Origin of the sequence: Mycobacteroides sp. PCS013 (assembly GCF_049532645.1) — a bacterium.
Classification (GTDB): domain Bacteria; phylum Actinomycetota; class Actinomycetes; order Mycobacteriales; family Mycobacteriaceae; genus Mycobacterium; species Mycobacterium gwanakae.
Window position 1 is genome coordinate 4192941 of the sequence record NZ_CP150131.1, and the last position, 17446, is coordinate 4210386.

At 66.7% G+C, this 17446-nt stretch carries 14 protein-coding genes; 11 read left to right on the plus strand and 3 right to left on the minus strand.

Features of this window, described 5'->3' with window-relative positions:
• Nucleotides 1–25 precede the first annotated feature (25 nt).
• The 4 genes from RHO23_RS20870 to RHO23_RS20885 all read left to right on the plus strand — a co-directional run bounded on the left by RHO23_RS20870 (nucleotide 26) and on the right by RHO23_RS20885 (nucleotide 3778).
• Entirely contained in the window at nucleotides 26–1006 is a 981-nt protein-coding gene (locus tag RHO23_RS20870; protein WP_030097664.1) for an LpqN/LpqT family lipoprotein, read from the plus strand.
• A 30-nt stretch (nucleotides 1007–1036) separates the two neighbouring features.
• Nucleotides 1037–1402, plus strand: a complete 366-nt coding sequence (locus RHO23_RS20875) for a hypothetical protein (protein ID WP_030097665.1) — start codon at nucleotides 1037–1039, stop codon at nucleotides 1400–1402.
• Between the two features lie 126 nt (nucleotides 1403–1528).
• Nucleotides 1529–2905, plus strand: coding sequence for a hypothetical protein (locus RHO23_RS20880; RefSeq protein WP_030097666.1), 1377 nt, complete (start codon nucleotides 1529–1531; stop codon nucleotides 2903–2905).
• A 36-nt stretch (nucleotides 2906–2941) separates the two neighbouring features.
• Nucleotides 2942–3778 (plus strand): DUF4393 domain-containing protein, encoded by an 837-nt coding sequence (locus RHO23_RS20885; RefSeq protein WP_030097667.1) that lies wholly within the window; start codon nucleotides 2942–2944, stop codon nucleotides 3776–3778.
• Between the two features lie 2 nt (nucleotides 3779–3780).
• Here RHO23_RS20885 and RHO23_RS20890 read toward each other — a convergent pair whose 3' ends face one another.
• Nucleotides 3781–4356, minus strand: coding sequence for a YqgE/AlgH family protein (locus RHO23_RS20890; RefSeq protein WP_423489271.1), 576 nt, complete (start codon nucleotides 4354–4356; stop codon nucleotides 3781–3783).
• 178 nt (nucleotides 4357–4534) lie between these two features.
• Between RHO23_RS20890 and RHO23_RS20895 the strand changes: the two genes are divergently transcribed.
• The 3 genes from RHO23_RS20895 to RHO23_RS20905 are packed head-to-tail and all read left to right on the plus strand — an operon-like array spanning nucleotide 4535 to nucleotide 7810.
• Complete coding sequence (locus tag RHO23_RS20895; RefSeq protein ID WP_064410072.1) at nucleotides 4535–5851, plus strand: MFS transporter; 1317 nt, start codon at nucleotides 4535–4537, stop codon at nucleotides 5849–5851.
• Nucleotides 5835–6614 carry a TIGR03084 family metal-binding protein gene (locus RHO23_RS20900; RefSeq protein WP_064410073.1) on the plus strand — a complete coding sequence of 260 codons (780 nt, stop codon included), beginning with the start codon at nucleotides 5835–5837 and terminating at the stop codon, nucleotides 6612–6614. The genes RHO23_RS20895 and RHO23_RS20900 overlap by 17 nt, the downstream gene beginning before the upstream one ends.
• Nucleotides 6611–7810: a phthiocerol/phthiodiolone dimycocerosyl transferase family protein gene (locus RHO23_RS20905; RefSeq protein WP_423488282.1), complete on the plus strand. Its 1200-nt coding sequence runs from the start codon at nucleotides 6611–6613 to the stop codon at nucleotides 7808–7810. Before RHO23_RS20900 ends, RHO23_RS20905 begins: the two co-directional genes overlap by 4 nt.
• Here the strand turns inward: RHO23_RS20905 and RHO23_RS20910 are convergent.
• Nucleotides 7778–8326, minus strand: coding sequence for a hypothetical protein (locus RHO23_RS20910; RefSeq protein ID WP_057963600.1), 549 nt, complete (start codon nucleotides 8324–8326; stop codon nucleotides 7778–7780). The genes RHO23_RS20905 and RHO23_RS20910 overlap by 33 nt on opposite strands.
• A 168-nt stretch (nucleotides 8327–8494) precedes the next feature.
• Between RHO23_RS20910 and RHO23_RS20915 the strand changes: the two genes are divergently transcribed.
• Nucleotides 8495–9241, plus strand: a complete 747-nt coding sequence (locus RHO23_RS20915; RefSeq protein WP_070942122.1) for a TSUP family transporter — start codon at nucleotides 8495–8497, stop codon at nucleotides 9239–9241.
• Between the two features lie 6 nt (nucleotides 9242–9247).
• Here the strand turns inward: RHO23_RS20915 and RHO23_RS20920 are convergent, their stop codons facing one another.
• Entirely contained in the window at nucleotides 9248–10684 is a 1437-nt protein-coding gene (locus RHO23_RS20920) for a CCA tRNA nucleotidyltransferase (RefSeq protein ID WP_064410517.1), read from the minus strand.
• Between the two features lie 62 nt (nucleotides 10685–10746).
• On the opposite strand from RHO23_RS20920, the gene RHO23_RS20925 reads away from it, so the two are divergent.
• The 3 genes from RHO23_RS20925 to RHO23_RS20935 are packed head-to-tail and all read left to right on the plus strand — an operon-like array spanning nucleotide 10747 to nucleotide 17293.
• Complete coding sequence (locus tag RHO23_RS20925; RefSeq protein ID WP_075908450.1) at nucleotides 10747–11556, plus strand: NUDIX hydrolase; 810 nt, start codon at nucleotides 10747–10749, stop codon at nucleotides 11554–11556.
• Complete coding sequence (locus tag RHO23_RS20930; RefSeq protein WP_064410075.1) at nucleotides 11553–13868, plus strand: DUF6049 family protein; 2316 nt, start codon at nucleotides 11553–11555, stop codon at nucleotides 13866–13868. The genes RHO23_RS20925 and RHO23_RS20930 overlap by 4 nt, the downstream gene beginning before the upstream one ends.
• The gene (locus RHO23_RS20935) at nucleotides 13856–17293 is read left to right on the plus strand and encodes a lipid II flippase MurJ (RefSeq protein ID WP_423488283.1); all 3438 of its coding nucleotides are present in this window, start codon (nucleotides 13856–13858) and stop codon (nucleotides 17291–17293) included. Before RHO23_RS20930 ends, RHO23_RS20935 begins: the two co-directional genes overlap by 13 nt.
• Nucleotides 17294–17446: the final 153 nt, after the last annotated feature.

A 17446-nucleotide genomic window follows, 5' to 3' on the forward strand; every position in this document is an offset into this window, starting at 1 on the left:
GGACAGAGCCGGAAGGACAGAGAAGGTGACGACCACACGGTATTCAGTCAGGTTCGCGGCGGCCACGGCCTCCGTCGCGGCACTGCTCGCCGGGACCACCGCCATCGCACTGGCGGACCCACAGCCGGCGCCTCCAGCACCGGTGGCCACTCCGAACGCAGCCACCTCGGCACCCATCGCACCGGCGGCGGCCCCCAACGCCCCCGCCACCCCGAACGCCGCCGTTCCGGCGACCGCACCGACCGCGTCGACGAACCCCCTCCAACCCGCCCCGCCGATCAACGGGGTCGCGCCCGCCGCCGACGGCACGCTGACGGAGTTCTTCGCTTCCAAGAACGTCAAGCTGGAGCCGCTGACCAAGAACAGCCATGGGGCACCGCGCGTCAGCATCCCAATTCCGGCGAACTGGGCGAACGTGCCAGATCCCAACGTTCCCAACGCGTACCAGGTGATCGTGAGCAAGGCCAACGGCACCGGGCTGTACCAGTCCAACGCGCAGGTCACGATGAGCAAGCTCGTCGGCGAGTTCGACACCAATGAGGCCGTTTCGCACGGCCCCGTCGAGGTCAAAACACTGCAGGGCTGGCAGCCGACCGACGCCTCGCTGGTCACCTATCAGGGCTTCCCCTCTTCGATCGTGGAAGGCACCTTCCGGCAAGACGGTGAAACCCTTAACACCTCGCGGCGCTCCGTGATCATCACGCAGGGCAAGGACCGGTACCTGGTTCAGCTGGCCGTCACCACGACAGTCGGAAACGCCATCTCCGAGGCTCCTGCCACCGACCTCATCGTCAACGGCCTGCGCTTCGGCGAAGGCGCCCCGGTCACCGCCCCGGTAGCGGACCCCAACGCGCTCGCCGATCCGGATGCGCTGCCCGCGGCACCCGTAACCCCTGCTCCGGGCACCGACCCCAACGCTCCGGCCGCGCCGGCGCCGGGAGTCCCGGGGCTGCCACCGCTGCCCACCCTGCCTCCGCTGGTGCCGCCGGCACCGCCCGCGGCATAAGCGCACTCCCATCCCGCTTAAACTGAGCGGGTGCTGATCGCCGCCATCGTGACCATTGCCCTCGCCGGGCTGCTGGGCGCGCTGTCGGCGGCGGCGTTTCTGCGGGCACCGCACGGCAGCCCTCAGCGCATGCTCGCGCCCGCGCAGGCCGCGGCCGCGCTGATTCTCGCGGCGGGCGCGCTCGCAGCCTTATTTGGTTCCACCGCAATCGGTTTGGTGGGACTGATGGTGTGCGGCGCTGCCGCCATCGTGACGGTGGGTGCGGCCGCCTGGCAGGTGGCGCGCTACACCACCGCCGCACAACAGATGTCGTCCTCGGGCGGCGGATGCGGCAGTTCCTGCGGCGGATGCCCCAGCGCGGGGCGGGCCGACTCCTCGGTGTGCGCTCGGCCCTGACGTGTCCAATCTTTAGACACCGCGGCGCTACCTCATCTGAATGTGATCCGTATTCGCCCATGTCGACCCATTTTTTGGTGTTATGTTCCCGGGCACTCGTGGACAGGCGTGGTCAGAAAGGGAGCCGTGAAAGACACCAAGCAGATGGTGAAGTTCATCCTCGTTGGTGTTCTCACGCTCGCCTCCGCTATCGCCGCGTACATCTATCGCGACGATCAGCTGATCGTGGACCTGCTCACGGTGCCGTTGTTCACCGGCATCATCGGCTACATCACCAACTGGACCGGCGTGCTGATGCTGTTCGCACCCTTGCGTTTCTACGGCTGGCGCATCCCCGGGCTGCGCACTCTGTACGCGTTCCTGCCCCGGCGAGTACAGGTGATCCCCGCCATCACCTCCGACGGGCGATTCGGGTGGCAGGGCATCGTGCCATCACGCGCGGAGAAGATGGCCAGCATCGCCGTCGACAAGAGCCTTGCCAAGCTCGGTAGCATCTCGGACTTCTACGAGCAGCTCGAACCGGACCTCATAGCCAATCACCTTGCACTGATTGCCAAATCAGAGATTCGCAGCGTCATCACCAAGATCATGGAGCGCGAGGATCCGCAGCTGTGGCACAACCTGCCGCCGGCCCTGCGGGAGATGATGTTCAAGCGCATCGAGAATCAGCTGCCGCAGATCGTCAAGAACATGACCGATCAAATCGGCGAGAACATCGGGCAACTCGTCGACGCCAAGCTGATGATCATCCGGTACCTCACGGCTCATCCCAAGCTGCTCAACGACATCTTCCGGACCATGGGGCACAAGGAACTGCAGTTCATGCAGAACTTCGGCTTCTACTTCGGCTATCCCATGGGCTTCGTACTCGTGGCGATCCTGCACTCGGTGCCGCACCACTGGTGGACTCCATGGATCGTGCTGCCGCTCGGCGGCATCATCATCGGGTACATCGTCAATTACCTCGGCATCACCATGATTTTCGAACCCGTCCATCCCAACAAGTGGGTGCCGTGGCGCCAGGGCCTGTTCATCAAGCGCAAGTCGGAGATCTCCGAGGAGTACGCGCGCACCATCTCCGAGAACGTCATCACCCTGGAAAACATCGGCAACGAGATGCTCAACGGGCCGCGGTCGGACCGCACCAGACAAATGCTGGCCGACGGCATCCGGCCGGCACTGGAGCAAGCACTCGGGCCCGCACGACGCGCCATCCGGGTAGCCGTCGGCCGGCGCCAATACGACCAGATCACCGAATCGGTCACCATCGAGGCAACCGGCTTTGCGCCCCTTGCGTTTTCCGACCCCGAGTTCAACAAGCAACGCCAAGGCAAGATCGGCGCCTTCGTCTCGACCCAGATGCACAAGCTCTCACTCGACGATTTCAACGAGTTGCTGCGCTCGGCGGTCAAACAGGACGAGTGGTTGCTGTTCGTGCACGGTGCGGTCCTTGGCGCGGCCGGCGGCCTGGCGCACCTGCTGATCTTCCCGCCAGCGGGGTGACACGTGACCCGAATCGACCTGACAAGATGATGCCCGATGACCGATAACACGCCCGTTCCCGCGCACAACAATCGTGAGCTCCGGCCCGATCGCGTGGTCCAAGGGGTCGCGATGCTGGCCGCGAAAACCTGGTGGCGCGGGGTGAAGTGGTCGGCCGATATCGCCACCACCACCGGCACCAAGATCATCGACGATGTGCGGGCGGGCCGCTCGGCCACCGACATAGCCCTGTCGGCCACCGAGCATGTGCTGGGCGCCGTGCGCGACGCGCTGCAGCTGCCGGCCAACGATTCCGCAGGGATCACTCTCGCCAAACCGCAACGGCCCGCCCCGTCGCGGGTCACCATCGACATCACCGAGTCCGGCTCCGCCGACTGCGATGAACTGCGCCGGCGCGGTGCCGAATTGCTGCGGCGTTCAGCCGATGTCACCGACGTAGAGGACACCCATCCGGCCTACGCGCGGATTATCAATCAGCTGGCACCCGATGAGGCGCGCATCCTGCGGTTCCTGGCCGCGCACGGCGCGCAACCGGTGGTGGACGTCCGTACCAGCCGCCCGTTCGACGTCGGCTCGGAGATGATCGCCGAGGGCCTCTCGATGGTGGCCGAACGCTCCGGCTGCCGCTACACCGACCGCAACAACGCCTACACCAACAATCTGGTACGGCTCGGCCTGGTCCGGGCGTCTCCGGAATCAGTTGCTGCCGAGCGTTATCAAGTGTTGGAGGTACAGCCGGACGTGGTGGCGGCCTGCCGCCGGGCGGGCCGCGCGCATAAGACCGTTCGCCGCAGCATCCACCTGACGCCATTCGGTGAGGACTTCTGCCGGGCGGTCATCCCCTCCGATCCGTCGGTGGGCGACGACCTGTAGGCCTAGTTTCGGCTCACGTCGATGGGGTGCGTCGCCAACAGCGACAACGGCAGCGGCTGACGACGCAGCACCCTTGCCCACAAGTCACCACTGACATCGGTGAGCACATCGGACGGCAGCGCGAACAACACGATCCAGTCGTCGCGCTCGACCTCACCCTCGAGCTGACCGATCGTCCACCCCGAATAGCCCGCGAAGACCCGGATGCCCTCCACCAGCGGGGCGATGTCCTCGGGCTCGGCATCCAGATCAACCATGGCCATGCGGCCCGCCACGTGACGCAGACCCTTCACACCGTCGATGCTGACACCGGCCCGCAGGGTCGCCAGGCACAGGGCCGCATCGCGTTTGACCGGCCCGCCGATGAACATCGTCTTCGGCTTGCCGGCGAGCTTGGCCCACTGCGGCAGCACGTTGTACACGGCGGTTTCGCTCGGACGGTTGAGGACCACACCCAAGGTGCCACCGTCGTTGTGCTCCACGATGAAGATCACGCTGCGCCGAAACGTCGGCTCAAACAGATTGGTGTTGGCGACCAGCAAGGTGCCCGCCCGCAGACGGTGTGCGGGCGGCGCCATATAACCCTCGCCATATGCCTCGCCCTCATCGGGCTCGTCCCCGTGCGCCACCTGAACATCATGACACCGTTTGCCGTTTCATGACTTGTGCTCGGCCAACCGCTACACATTTGTAGTGTGGGCGTAAGCGCTCCGCCTATTTCCCGTAGCCCGATCCAGACATACGAAAGCGACTCACATGACTGCGCGCCACTCGCCGCTGAGCCTGTGGCACGCAATCCACGATCTCCCCGACTTCGGGCGGCTGGTCTGGGTGCGGCTGCTCACCCAGTTCAGCGATGGACTCTTCCAGGCCGGGCTGGCTGGGGCATTGCTGTTCAACCCCGAACGCGAGGCCGAGCCGTGGGCCATCGCCGGTGCGTTCGCGGTGCTGTTCCTGCCGTACTCGGCAATCGGTCCCTTCGCCGGTGCGCTACTGGACCGCTGGGACCGGCGCACGGTGCTGATCTGTGCCAACCTGATCCGCGTACTGCTGGTGGCCCTCGTCGGTATCGAGCTGGCCTTCAGCGCCGACGACGTGGTGCTGTTGCTGGGCGCGCTGATCGTCAACGGGGTCACCCGGTTCGTGACATCGGGTCTCTCGGCGGCACTCCCCCATGTGGTGCCCCGCGACCAGGTCGCGACCATGAACTCGGTGGCCACCGCGGTGGGCGCCACCGCCACCTTCGTCGGCGCCAACTTCATGCTGATGCTGCGGGCGGTCTTCGGGGCGGGGGACTTGGGTTCTGCCACAGTCATTTTCCTGGTGATCGTGCCGACCCTCGCCGCGGCATGGATGGCCACCGGCTTTCCGGGCGATCGACTGGGTCCCGACGACAGTGTGCGCGCCGTGCACGGCTCGGCCTTCTACGCGGTGGCCACCGGGTGGCTACATGGTGCGCGCACCATTGTCGGCACACCCTCGGTGTTCGACGCGCTCATCGGTCTGGCCGCCCACCGCATGGTTTTCGGCATCAACACCTTGCTGGTCCTGGTGCTGGTGCGCAACAACGCCTCGCTGTTCGCGGGGATCGGGGCCGCGGCCTTGTTCCTGGCGTGCACCGGCATCGGCTCGTTCCTCGGAACGGTCTCCACCCCTGCGTTGCTCCGGCGCTTCGGCCGTGGCCGCACCCTCGGGATGGCACTCGGCAGCGCCGTCGTGCTGCAGCTGATCGCCTCGAGTCTGTACGTACCGATCGTGCTCGTTGCCGCGTTCGGACTCGGAATGGCCGGGCAGGTGATCAAGCTGTGCGCCGACGTCGGCATGCAGACCGATGTCGATGACGCACTGCGGGGACACGTCTTCGCCGTGCAGGACTCGCTGTTCTGGGTCACCTTCACCGGAGCGATGAGCGTGGCCGCCGCCTTCATCACGCAGTCGCACTGGCTGGCCTTCTCCGGGGCAGTGGTCTACTTGATCGGCCTGATCGTGCACATGACCCGAACTCTTTGGCCCAGCCCGGCCGAATCCAGCCAATCCGACCCGGAAGGACACGCCCGTGACCTCGACCGCTGACGCTGTCATCGATGACCTGCGTGACGAGAGCGATGGACTCGACACACTGGTAGCTCCGCTGTCCGCAGAGGGCTGGGCCCGCGACACCCCGGCCGCCGGCTGGACCATCGCCCATCAGATCGCCCATCTGCATTGGACCGACGCGCAGTCCCTACTGGCGGTCACCGATCCTGAGGGCTTCGCCAACGAGCTGCCCAAGGCGATGGCCGATCCCTTCGGATTCGTGGACAAGGCCGCCGAGGAGACCGCCCAGACTCCCCCGGCCGAGCTGCTCGCCCACTGGCGCGATACCCGCAACCAACTGCACGCGGCGCTGCGCGCGGTGCCCGATGGCGTGAAGATCCCCTGGTACGGGCCTCCCATGAGCTCCGCGTCGATGGGCACCGCACGCCTGATGGAGACATGGGCTCACGCCCTTGACGTCGCGGACGCGCTCGGCGTGGTCCCCGCGCCCACCGCGCGCCTGAAATCGATTGCACACCTGGGTGTTCGGACCCGTGACTACGCGTATTCCGTGCACTCACTGGCTCCCCCGGCTGAGCCGTTCCGCGTCGAGCTGACCGGACCCGACGGCGAGACGTGGACGTGGGGCCCCGACGACGCCGCCCAGCGCGTCACCGGATCGGCACTGCACTTCTGCTACCTGGTGACCCAACGGCGTCCGCGCGCCGAGCTGGATTTGCAGGCCACCGGCGAGGACGCAGAGAAGTGGCTCTCCATTGCACAGGCCTTCGCCGGCCCGCCCGGCGCCGGCCGGGGGTGAACACCGGGGCCACCATCCGCCCGCTATATCCCTCGGAAGCGATGTTCGCTGGGAATCGCAGCACCGTGGCGTACTCGGCGTTCGGCAGCGGCGCTCTCAAAATCGATGCTCTGACAACGGCTTTCCGCGCACTGCTGGCTACGTACCCGGTGCTTTCCACGCAGATTGTTTCTGCTGGGCACGGGTACGCGCTGCGCTACGCCGCCCAGCCGCCCGCCCTGCAGATCGGTACATCCACCGCCCTCCCCCGGGCAGGGTTCACCATCGTCGACCCCGGCGCGGTCTGTGCCATCGACGTGGCACAGACCGGCACTGACTTTCGGTTGACGCTGCTGACCCATCACAGCATCGCCGACGCGGGGGCCGCGCTGCGCTACCTGGAAGTGCTGTGCACGTATTACACCCGCGTGGTCGAGACGGGGTCGGCCGGGACCATTCGCACGCATCCACTCGCCCTCTCCCTAGAGCAGTTCCTTGCCGCGCGCGGCTACGTCATACCCGAGGCTGGCGAGCCCCCGGCGCCGCGAGCAGAAACGACGGTCGACGCGGCGGTCGTGGTTCGGCACGGGCGCACCCAGCTCGGGCGCAAGCAGACCACGCAGTTGTTCGATGCGGCGCACGCGGCAGGCCTCACCGTGCACGGAGTCGTGTGTGCCGCGATTCTGGCGGCCGCTCATGCGCTTTCGCGGTCGCAAGGCGCGGTCACATTTGGCCTGACGTCATCGGTGGACCTGCGCACACGAACAGACGTACCCATCGCCGCGGCGCAAGGGACAGTGATCCAGGGTGCCGACACCGCGATTCTGGCTGTCGTACCCGAGGACGACCCACTGCGCCTGGCTCGTGCCGTACTGGATTCTCTAGCTAGCGGCCTCGCGGATCACACTGTGCGTCAAGTATTTCTGCACCAACCGCAGCGACAGCACCCGTGCATCGAGAATCCACTCATGGTCACGAACTGGGGGCCTATACCGGCGCTGCGACTGCCGGAGGGCCTGCGCGTACACGATTTCCGCGCCACCGTCCGCGGTCGGTATATCGGGTCACGCGCCACGACACTTCCACCGAGCTTCTTCATCACCACCTGTGACGGCCGGCTCAGCATCGATCATCCCGCCTGGGTTGCCGACGGGTCCGACCCCACCATCGGATGGACGGAGGCGCTAGGGCGCGCCTTCGACCGCATTCTGCGCTGACGGGTGCGGCGGTCCGAGCGGCCGGGCGGCATCGGCAATCCCGTCGCCGTCCGCATCGGTGAGTTCGACATCCCAGCGGCCGTCACCCGTGGTGTCCGCATACACGGAGGTACCTGAATCGGTTGTCCGGAAAGCTCTTTCAGCATCTCCGTCGTTGTCCGCGTCGACCAGCTGCTCGGGCTTCCCGTCCCCATCGATATCTGCTGTGCCACCGGCGTGTTCGATCCCGTCAAGACCGAACCAGCTGATGGATCCGCTTCGTTCCACGTGAAACGCCCACGTGCCCAAGCCATCATCGGTGAAGTACGTCTCGGGCCTGCCGTCGTTGTCCACGTCAAGGACGCTGTGGTCCGCCGAACCATCACCGTCCGCGTCCCACATCACATCGTCGAACAACCCGTCACCGTCGAAATCCAGGCGCACCGCGTCCATGACTCCATCGCCGTCCAGATCAGCGTTGGGTGGTACGTCCCAGGCGGTGACGCTCCCGTCCCCGGTACCAAAGCAGTAATCCATACCCGATACGAGGCCGCGGCGGCTCCGCGCGTTCCGCCTTCTTGGGGCATGTGGATAACCACGGAGACAGAAACTGCGCTGATACCGGTTCACATAACGTAGGAGTGGATTCGGGGGCAATCGGTTCCGTCCGTAATCTCTGACCCCGTGGATGCCCCAACACTCACGCTGCTTCTCAGTGCAGCAGCCGCCGCAGGCTGGGTCGATGCGGTGGTGGGTGGTGGCGGGCTCGTCCTCATCCCCGTGCTGATGCTCGTCTTTCCCGGGATGACTCCCGCGACCGCCCTGGGAACCAACAAACTCGCCGCGCTGGCCGGCACGTCCTCGGCCGCCGTCCGGCTCTTTCCACGCACCCCGTTGAACTGGCGTGCGCTCCTGGGCGCATTCGTGCTCGCGGCGGCCTGTTCCAGCGCCGGCGCCTACACCGCCTCGCGGCTACCCGTATCGGTCTTCAAACCCGTGGTGCTCGTGCTGCTGGTGGCCGTCGGAGTGTTCGTCGCGACCCGTCCTCAGTTCGGCACCGCGACGGAAGGCGCCGCGCGCACCAAGGCCACCACTGTCGCCGCACTCGCGGTCGCGGCCATCCTGATCGCGTTCTACGACGGCATCATGGGTCCGGGCACCGGAACGTTCATGATCATCACCCTGACCGCCGTCGCGGGAATGACCTTCCTGGAAAGCTCGGCCACTGCCAAAGTGCTCAACTCCGGAACCAACGTCGGGGCTCTCATCGTCTTCGCGTCGCAGGGTCACGTGCTCTGGCTACTGGGCCTGTCGCTCGGTGTCGCGAACATCGCGGGAGCTCAGCTCGGCGCGCACATGGCGCTGGGTCGCGGCGCGGGATTTGTCCGCGTGGTGCTGCTGGTGGTCGTCGTGGTCATGGTGGGCAAGCTCGGCTACGACATGATCGGCTGAGCGCGCTCAGGTACGGCTCGCCCACCATTCGCGCAGCGCCTCAACCGCCTCGTCGTGATCGAGCGGTCCACGCTCCAGCCGCAGCTCCTTCAGGAACCGCCACGCCTGGCCGATGATCGGACCGGCCGGAACGCCCAACAGCTCCATGATCTCGTTGCCGTCGAGGTCGGGCCGCACCCGCGCCAGATCCTCCTTGGCGGTCAGTTCAGCAATGCGCTCCTCAAGCCCGTCATAGTTGGCCTGTAGCCGCGCCGCTCGTCGCTTGTTCCGCGTGGTGCAGTCCGCGCGCACCAGCTTGTGCAGCCGCGGCAACATCGGGCCGGCATCGGTGACATACCGGCGCACCGCCGAATCGGTCCACTTGCCATCCCCATAGCCGTGGAACCGCAAATGCAGGTACACCAGCTGCGACACATCGTCGACCATCTGCTTGGAGTATTTGAGGGCACGCATGCGCTTGCGCACCATCTTGGCCCCGACGACCTCGTGGTGGTGAAAGCTGACCCCGCCGCCGTCCTCGTGCCGGCGGGTGGCCGGCTTGCCGATGTCGTGCAGCAGCGCCGCCCACCGCAGCACCAAATCGGGGCCATCGTCTTCGAGATCGATCGCCTGCTCCAACACCGTCAGCGAGTGCCGGTAGACGTCCTTGTGCTGGTGATGCTCGTCGATGGTCAGCTGCATCTCACCGACCTCGGGCAGCACCACCGCGCCGAGGCCGCTTTCCACCAACAGATCGATTCCGGCGACCGGATTGACGCCCACGATCAGCTTGTCCAGCTCTGCCTGCACCCGTTCGGCAGTGATCCGCCCCAGCTGGCCGGCCATCTCATCCAGCGCCTTCAGCACCCGGGGCGCCACTGTGAAACCCAGCTGGGAAACAAAGCGGGCCGCGCGCAGCATGCGCAACGGATCGTCACCGAAGGAGATCTCCGGAGCCGACGGGGTGTCCAGCACCCCGGCACGTAAGGCCTCCAGTCCGTTCAGCGGATCGCAGAACTCTCCCGGCCCGTCCGGCCCGATTTTCACCGCCATCGCGTTGACGGTGAAGTCCCTGCGCACCAGATCACCCTCGAGGCTGTCGCCGAACACCACCTCGGGGTTGCGCGACTGCTGGTCATAGCTGTCGCTGCGGTACGTGGTGATTTCCACCCGCTGCCCCTTGCGCACCACGCCGAGGGTGCCGAAGGCGATACCGGCATCCCAGATGGCCTCGGCCCAGCCGGCCACCAATTCCTGCACCTGCTCGGGGCGGGCATCGGTGGTGAAGTCCAGGTCGGTGCCCAACTTGCCCAACAAGGCGTCACGGACGGTACCGCCCACCAGATACAGGTCAAAGCCTGCCGAATCGAAGAGTGCACCCAGCTCCGACAGCATCTTCTTGTGCCGGTTCAGGGTCACTGCGGCGGTGGCCAGCAGCTCGGCGGACGGTATCGATTCGGGCACGTCGGGCAGCCTACCGGCGCGTATCACGGGGGCTCTCAGTAGCGGGAACTACTATCACATGGGTGTCTGACTCCTCCGGCGGTTCCCGCACGGGTGGGTCGTCGGATGAACCCGGCTCGAACCCCGCCTCGGCGCGCGGCAGGGGGTCGCGACGCGGCCGGCGCAACCGATCGCAGGGCCGGGCGCAAGGCGCTGGCACTCCGGCGGCCTCCCCTGCCGCGGGCGCTCCTCACGCAACCAACGGAACCGGTGCTGCGGGTGCAAAGGGCCGCGGGCGCGGGCGCCCGAAGGGCGGCGCCGCAGGAACCTCGTTGCGTACCGTCCGTGAGACCTCCGCCGGTGGCCTGGTCATCGCCGGCATCGACGGCCCCAAGGACGGCCAGGTGGCCGCCCTCATCGGGCGGACGGACCGGCGTGGCCGAATGCTGTGGTCGCTGCCCAAGGGGCATATCGAACAGGGCGAGACGGCGGAACAGACTGCCATCCGCGAGGTCGCCGAGGAGACCGGTATCCGCGGAAGCGTGCTGGCCGCACTCGGCAGCATCGACTACTGGTTCGTCACCGAGGGGCGCCGCGTACACAAGACCGTCCACCACTATCTGATGCGCTCGCTGGGCGGAGAGCTCTCCGATGACGATGTCGAAGTCACCGAGGTCGCCTGGGTTCCCCTCGAGGAGCTGCCCACTCGGCTGGCGTACGCCGATGAGCGGCGGCTGGCCCAAGTGGCCGGCGACCTCATCGACAAACTGCACACCGACGGGCCAGAATCGCTGCCCCCCTTGCCTCCGTCCACCCCGAGACGCCGCCCGCAGACGCACTCCAGCACCCATAGGACACCGGGCCGACGAACCGGGCGTGGACCACAGCAATGACTCGAATCACGCTTCGCAACGCGACGCGTGTGGCGGCGGTACTTGCCGTCCTCGCACTTGTCCTGCTGGGCACTCCCTGGGCCGCGCCCCGCGCCCACGCCTATCGGGACGGGCAGTTCCTCAAGGTTGTCCTTGACGAGGTCACCCCACAGACCGTCACCACCGTCGATTCGACCGTGACGGTGCGGGGAACGGTGGTCAACGTCGGCGATCGCCCGGTGACCGACGTGGTCGTTCGGCTGGAGCGCGCCGAGGCCGTCGCGACCAGCGCCGAGTTACGCGCCAATCTTCATGGCCGCCACGATCAGTACCAGCCGATCGGTGATTTCGTCACTCTCGCAGGCACTCTCGAGCAGGGCCAGCAGCGCCCCTTCACGCTAGCCTTCCCGCTGCGCGGCGGCACCGGACCAACCTGGAACATCTCCACGCCCGGGGTGTATCCCGCCCTGGTGAACGTCAACGGCACCCCCGACTACGGGGCGGCTGCCCGGCTCGATGACGCGCGCTTCCTGCTGCCGGTTCTCGGAGTTCCGCCCCCCGCCGGTGCCGCAGCCGAACCCGAGGTCGCACCCGACACCTCTCGCCCCGTGGGTCTGACGCTGTTGTGGCCGTTGGCCGACCGACCGCGGCTGGCGCCCGGTCAGCCCGGTGGGCCTGCGCCGGTGCGGCTGCTCGACGATCAGCTCGAACGCTCCCTGTCACCCGGAGGCCGGTTGGACGCGCTGCTGGGAGCCCTGGAGTTCGCGACCGAGGCGGTCGTCGATCCCAAGGCAGATTTGGCCCGCACGGTCTGCCTGGCTGTGGACCCCGATCTGCTGGTGACGGTCAACGAGATGACACTCGGTTACCAGGTCCTCGACAATTCGGCTGATCCCGCCGGTCCGGTGCACCCCGGCACCGGGCAGGGACTCGCGGCAGCCTGGCTCGACAGGCTGCGCGCGTTGGCCAAGCGCACCTGCGTCACACCGCTGCCCTACGCCCAGGCCGGGCTGGATGCTGTTGCTCAGATGGCCGATGAGGGTCTGGCTCATCAGGCCACCACCGGCACCGCAGATGTGCTCGACCAGATTCTAGGAATCAACAGCCTGCGCGGTGCCACCCTCCTCGGCGACGGTCATCTCTCGAAGGCGGGCATAGGTCTGCTCACCGGGCAGGGCCCCACCGTCGCGGTGTCGGCCCTGCCCGCGGATCAGGAGACTCCGCCCGACTTCAACCCGCGCCGGGTGTCCGACACCGTCGTGGCGGCACCCTTCGACCCATCGGTGGGCGCCGCGATGAGCGCCGCCGGACGCACCCCCACCACGCCCGATTACGTGCCCCGGTCACTTCGCTTTACCCTGCAACATGATTCGCGCGTTGCGCGGATGCAGGACGCGCTCGGAGCGATGGCCTGGCAGGCGCTGACACCCCAGCAGACTCCCCGCCAGACGATTCTGCTGCCGGACGCCACCTGGGACCTGTCCGACGGCGAGGCCCGCGCCATCCTTTCCACCACGTCCACGCTTTTGCACGCCGGACTCGCGATACCGCGCCCGCTGCCGACCGTCATCGGCGAGGCGCGCGCCAGTGCCCAGCCCAACCCGGTGGACACCGCGTTCGGGGTGGATTCGCCGGGCGCCGTGGACGATGGGGTGTCGCTCGGGCTGGGCGACGAGGTACGGCGGCTGTGGGGCCTCACCGCAGCGCTGACCGTGGACGCCCGCACCGGCCTCACCGGTGTTCAGTACACCGATCCGTTACGCCAGGACGCCCTGCGCGCGGTGAGCCAAAGCGTTCCACCGGATGCTCGCGACGACACCGCCCAGGAACGGCTCTCGGCCATCCGCCGCACGGTGGGTGACCTGTTCAACGCCGTCACCGTCGTCAATCCGGGTGGCTCCTACACGTTGGCCACCGAACACAGCCCGCTACCGCTGGTGCTGCGCAACGAGCTTCCGGTGCCCATCCGGGTCGCTCTGCGCGTCGAAACGCCGGCCGGTATGAGTGCCACAGATGTTGGCGTACAAGAGATTCCGCCCGGCTTCCTGCCGGTGAAGGTGCCGGTGGAGGTCAATGTCTCCCAGCGCATGGCTGTCGACGTAACGCTGCACACCCCTGATGGTCTGCCCCTGGGTGACCCGGTACGCCTGTCGGTGCATTCCAACGCGTACGGGAAACCGCTGTTCTTCATCACCATCGGCGCGGCCACGGTGCTCTTCGCGTTGACGGGCCGGCGCCTGTGGCATCGCTTCCGCGGCCAACCCGACCGCGCCGATCTCGACCGCGAGGATGAGGTTTCCGCCGGCGGGAGGGGCAGCCAGTGGCAGCCGTGAGAAAGCCGCTGGACCCGCTACCCGATCCGGAATCCGACGACACGATCGAAGAGCTCTCGGATGCGGCCGTCGTAGCGCATTCCGGCTCGATGGCGGTGGCCACCCTGGTCAGCCGGATCACCGGATTCATCAAGCTGTTGTTGATCACCGCTGCGCTCGGCGCCGCGTCCGCCAGTGCATTCTCGACCGCCAACCAGCTGCCCAACATCATTGCCGCGCTGGTACTTGAGGCCACCTTCACCGCCATATTCATCCCCGTGCTCACGCGCGCCGAGCGGGAGGATGCCGACGGCGGTCAGGCATTCATGCGCAAGCTGCTGACCATCGCCACATCGGTGTTGGTGGTGGCGACGGTGCTGTCGGTGCTGGCCGCGCCATTGCTGGCCGCGCTGATGCTCGGCGATGACCCCAAGGTCAGCACGCCGCTGACCACCGCGCTGGCGTACCTACTGCTCCCGCAGATCCTGTTCTACGGACTGTCCTCGGTATTCATGGCAATCCTGAACACCCGCAATGTGTTCGGACCACCCGCGTGGGCTCCGGTGTGGAACAACGTTGTCGCGATCGCCGCGCTGATTCTGTTCTGGCTGATGCCCGGGGAACTCACCCTCGATCCGACGCGGATGAGCGATCCCAAACTCCTGGTGCTGGGCATAGGCACCACGCTCGGCGTGGTCACCCAGGCCACGGTGCTGATTCCCGCCATTCGTCGCCAGGGGATCCCCCTGCGCCCCCTGTGGGGAGTCGACGACCGGCTCAAGCAGTTCGCCGGTATGGCCGCGGCCATGTTCGCGTACGTCGCCATCAGCCAGCTGGGGTTCGTCATCACCAACCGGATCGCCGCCGGCGCAGCCGATTCCGGTCCCATCATCTACAACCAGACCTGGATGATCCTGCAGCTGCCCTACGGGGTGGTCGGCGTGACCATCCTGACCGCGATCATGCCGCGGCTCAGCCGCAACGCCGCTGACGAGGACACCTCCGCGGTGGTGGGCGACATATCTCTGGCCACGCGGCTGACAATGGTCGTCCTGATCCCGGTCGTTGCGGTGATGACCGTCGCCGGTCCGGCGATGGGTCCGGCGCTGTCCGCATACGGGCACTTCACCCTCGGTGACGCCCACTACCTCGGGCTCTCAATCTCGCTTTCCTCCTTCACTCTCATCGCGTATGCCCTTGTACTGCTTCAGCTTCGGGTGTTCTATGCGCGCCATGAGGCGTGGACGCCCACGCTGATAGTCATCGTGATCACCACGGTGAAGATTGTCTGCTCGGTGATCGCCCCGCATCTCACCGACGATCCCAGCCTGGTCGCCGGTTATCTCGGTGCCGCCAATGGACTCGGGTTCGTGGCGGGCGCCGTGTGTGGGTATCTGCTGTTGCGCCGAAGCATCGGGCGCGCGGCCGGGCCGCTCATCGGCCCGGGCGTGGTCCGTACGGTGCTGATCGCCCTCGCCGCCTCGGGTACCGCGGCGGCCGTCGGCCTGGGCATCGACCGCGGGTTCGACCTCGATCTGCTCACCCGGGCCGGCGGCGGCCTCGGTTCGATTCTGCGGCTGGTCATCCTCGGCACCGTGATGCTCACCGTCACCTTCGCGGCCATGGTGACGGTCAAGCTTCCCGAGGCACTGAGCATCGTCGCGCTGCTGCAGCGCCGCCTGGGCAGCCGGCTCGGCATCGGCATCCAAGATCACGCTTCGGTCATGGGCAACTCCCCGCCGCCATCCCTGCCGTACCCTGATTCGGGTGATCGAGTCGGCGGCGGCGACGCTGTCGGCCTGACAACCGCAAACAAATCAGTGCACGGGGGCGGCGCTGATACGAGAAAGGGCAGGGCAGTGACAGACACCCCTGGGTCATCGACCCGGTCTGTTTCCACCGAGTCCCCCTCCGGGGGCGCAGTCCCCACCTCCGTGATGCCGGGTGCCAGCATCGCGGACGGCCGTTACCGTCTGCTCACCTCGCACGGGGGCCCGGACGGGCTGCAGTTCTGGCAGGCCACCGATACCGAGCTGAATCGCCCGGTAGCGCTCACCATCATCGACGGCGCCACCTTCACCTCCGATCAGGTGCAGGACATCCTGTCGAATACCTTGCGGCTCAGCAAGATTGGGTCCTCAGGCCTCGCGCGTGTGCTGGACGCCGTACGCGAAGGAACCGGCGGCATCATCGTCGCGCAGTGGGTCCGCGGCGGTTCGCTGCGCGAAGTTGCCGACACCGAACCCTCCGCCGTAGGCGCCAGCCGGGCGGTCCGATCCCTGGCCGAGGCCGCCGATGCTGCTTTCGAGGCCGGGTCGGCGCTGAGCATCGACCACCCCGATCGCGTACGCATCAGCATCGACGGAGACGCAGTGCTCGCGTTCCCCGCCACACTCTCCTCGGCCAGCGCCGACGAGGACGTCCATGGCCTCGGCGCCACCCTGTACGCACTCACCACCCGCCGCTGGCCGCTGGCCGAAACCGGCCAGCCAAGTGGGCTGCCCGGCGCCAACCGCGCGCCCGACGGTCGCCCCGTTGAGCCACGAGTCATCGTCCCGACCATCCCCGCCGAGATCTCGGATGTGGCCTCCCGCGCGCTCAGCGATGATCCCGGTTCTGCCGCGGACCTGCTCGACGGCCTGGAATCGGCCATCGCGAGCGTCGATCACACCACCATGTTGGAGCCCGCCGCCGCAGCACCCACGCAGTCGTTCAGCATCGGTCGCCCCCAGGGTTTCCAGGATTCCGGGGACCCTGCGGACGATGACGACTACGACGAGGACGACGAAGACGAGGACCCCGAGGAAGCGGCCCGGCACCGGAAGATCTTCCTGATCGGGCTCGGCGTGGTCGGTGTCCTGGTCATCTCGCTGTGCATCGCGCTGGGCGTCTGGGTCACGCGGATCTTCGGCGATGTCGGCCCGTTGGACAAGATCAACATCGGTATCGGATTACCCACCCAGTCCGCCAACGGTGACGCCGCCAAGCCCGGTAGCCCGGCCAAGATCGTGCAGGCGACCGTGTTCCCTCCGGGCCCGGACGCCGACCAACCCGGCAAGGCGAATCTGGCGGTGGACGGCAACGCTTCCACGTCATGGTCGACCGACACCTACACCGACGCCGATCCTTTCCCGGTGATCTTCAAGCCAGGGGTTGGACTACTGCTCGATCTACAGTCGGCCAGCGCTCTGAGCAGCGTCACGATCGAATCTCACAGTGTCGGAACGCAAGTGCAGATTCGTTCTGCCGACTCGGCCACACCCGGCTCCTTCAACGACACCAAGGAGATCTCCGCTTCTACGACGTTGCAGCCCGGCAAAACGACGATCCCGATCACCAGCAGTTCGCAGGTCTCTCATGTGCTGGTGTGGATCAACAAGCTGGGCTCCACCAACGGTGATCACCATGCGGAGATCGGCGAAATCACCGTCACCACTGCTTCCTAGCTGCAGGAACGCCTGACCGTCGAGCGGTTATCGAACGGTTTTCAGTATCGCTCCACAAGCTCAAGTCGTCTTTTTCAGCATGGTTGAAACTCGATGGCAACCTAATGTTTAGCGACTGTACTGCGGTTCATGTTGTTCAGTTACCGGTATCGC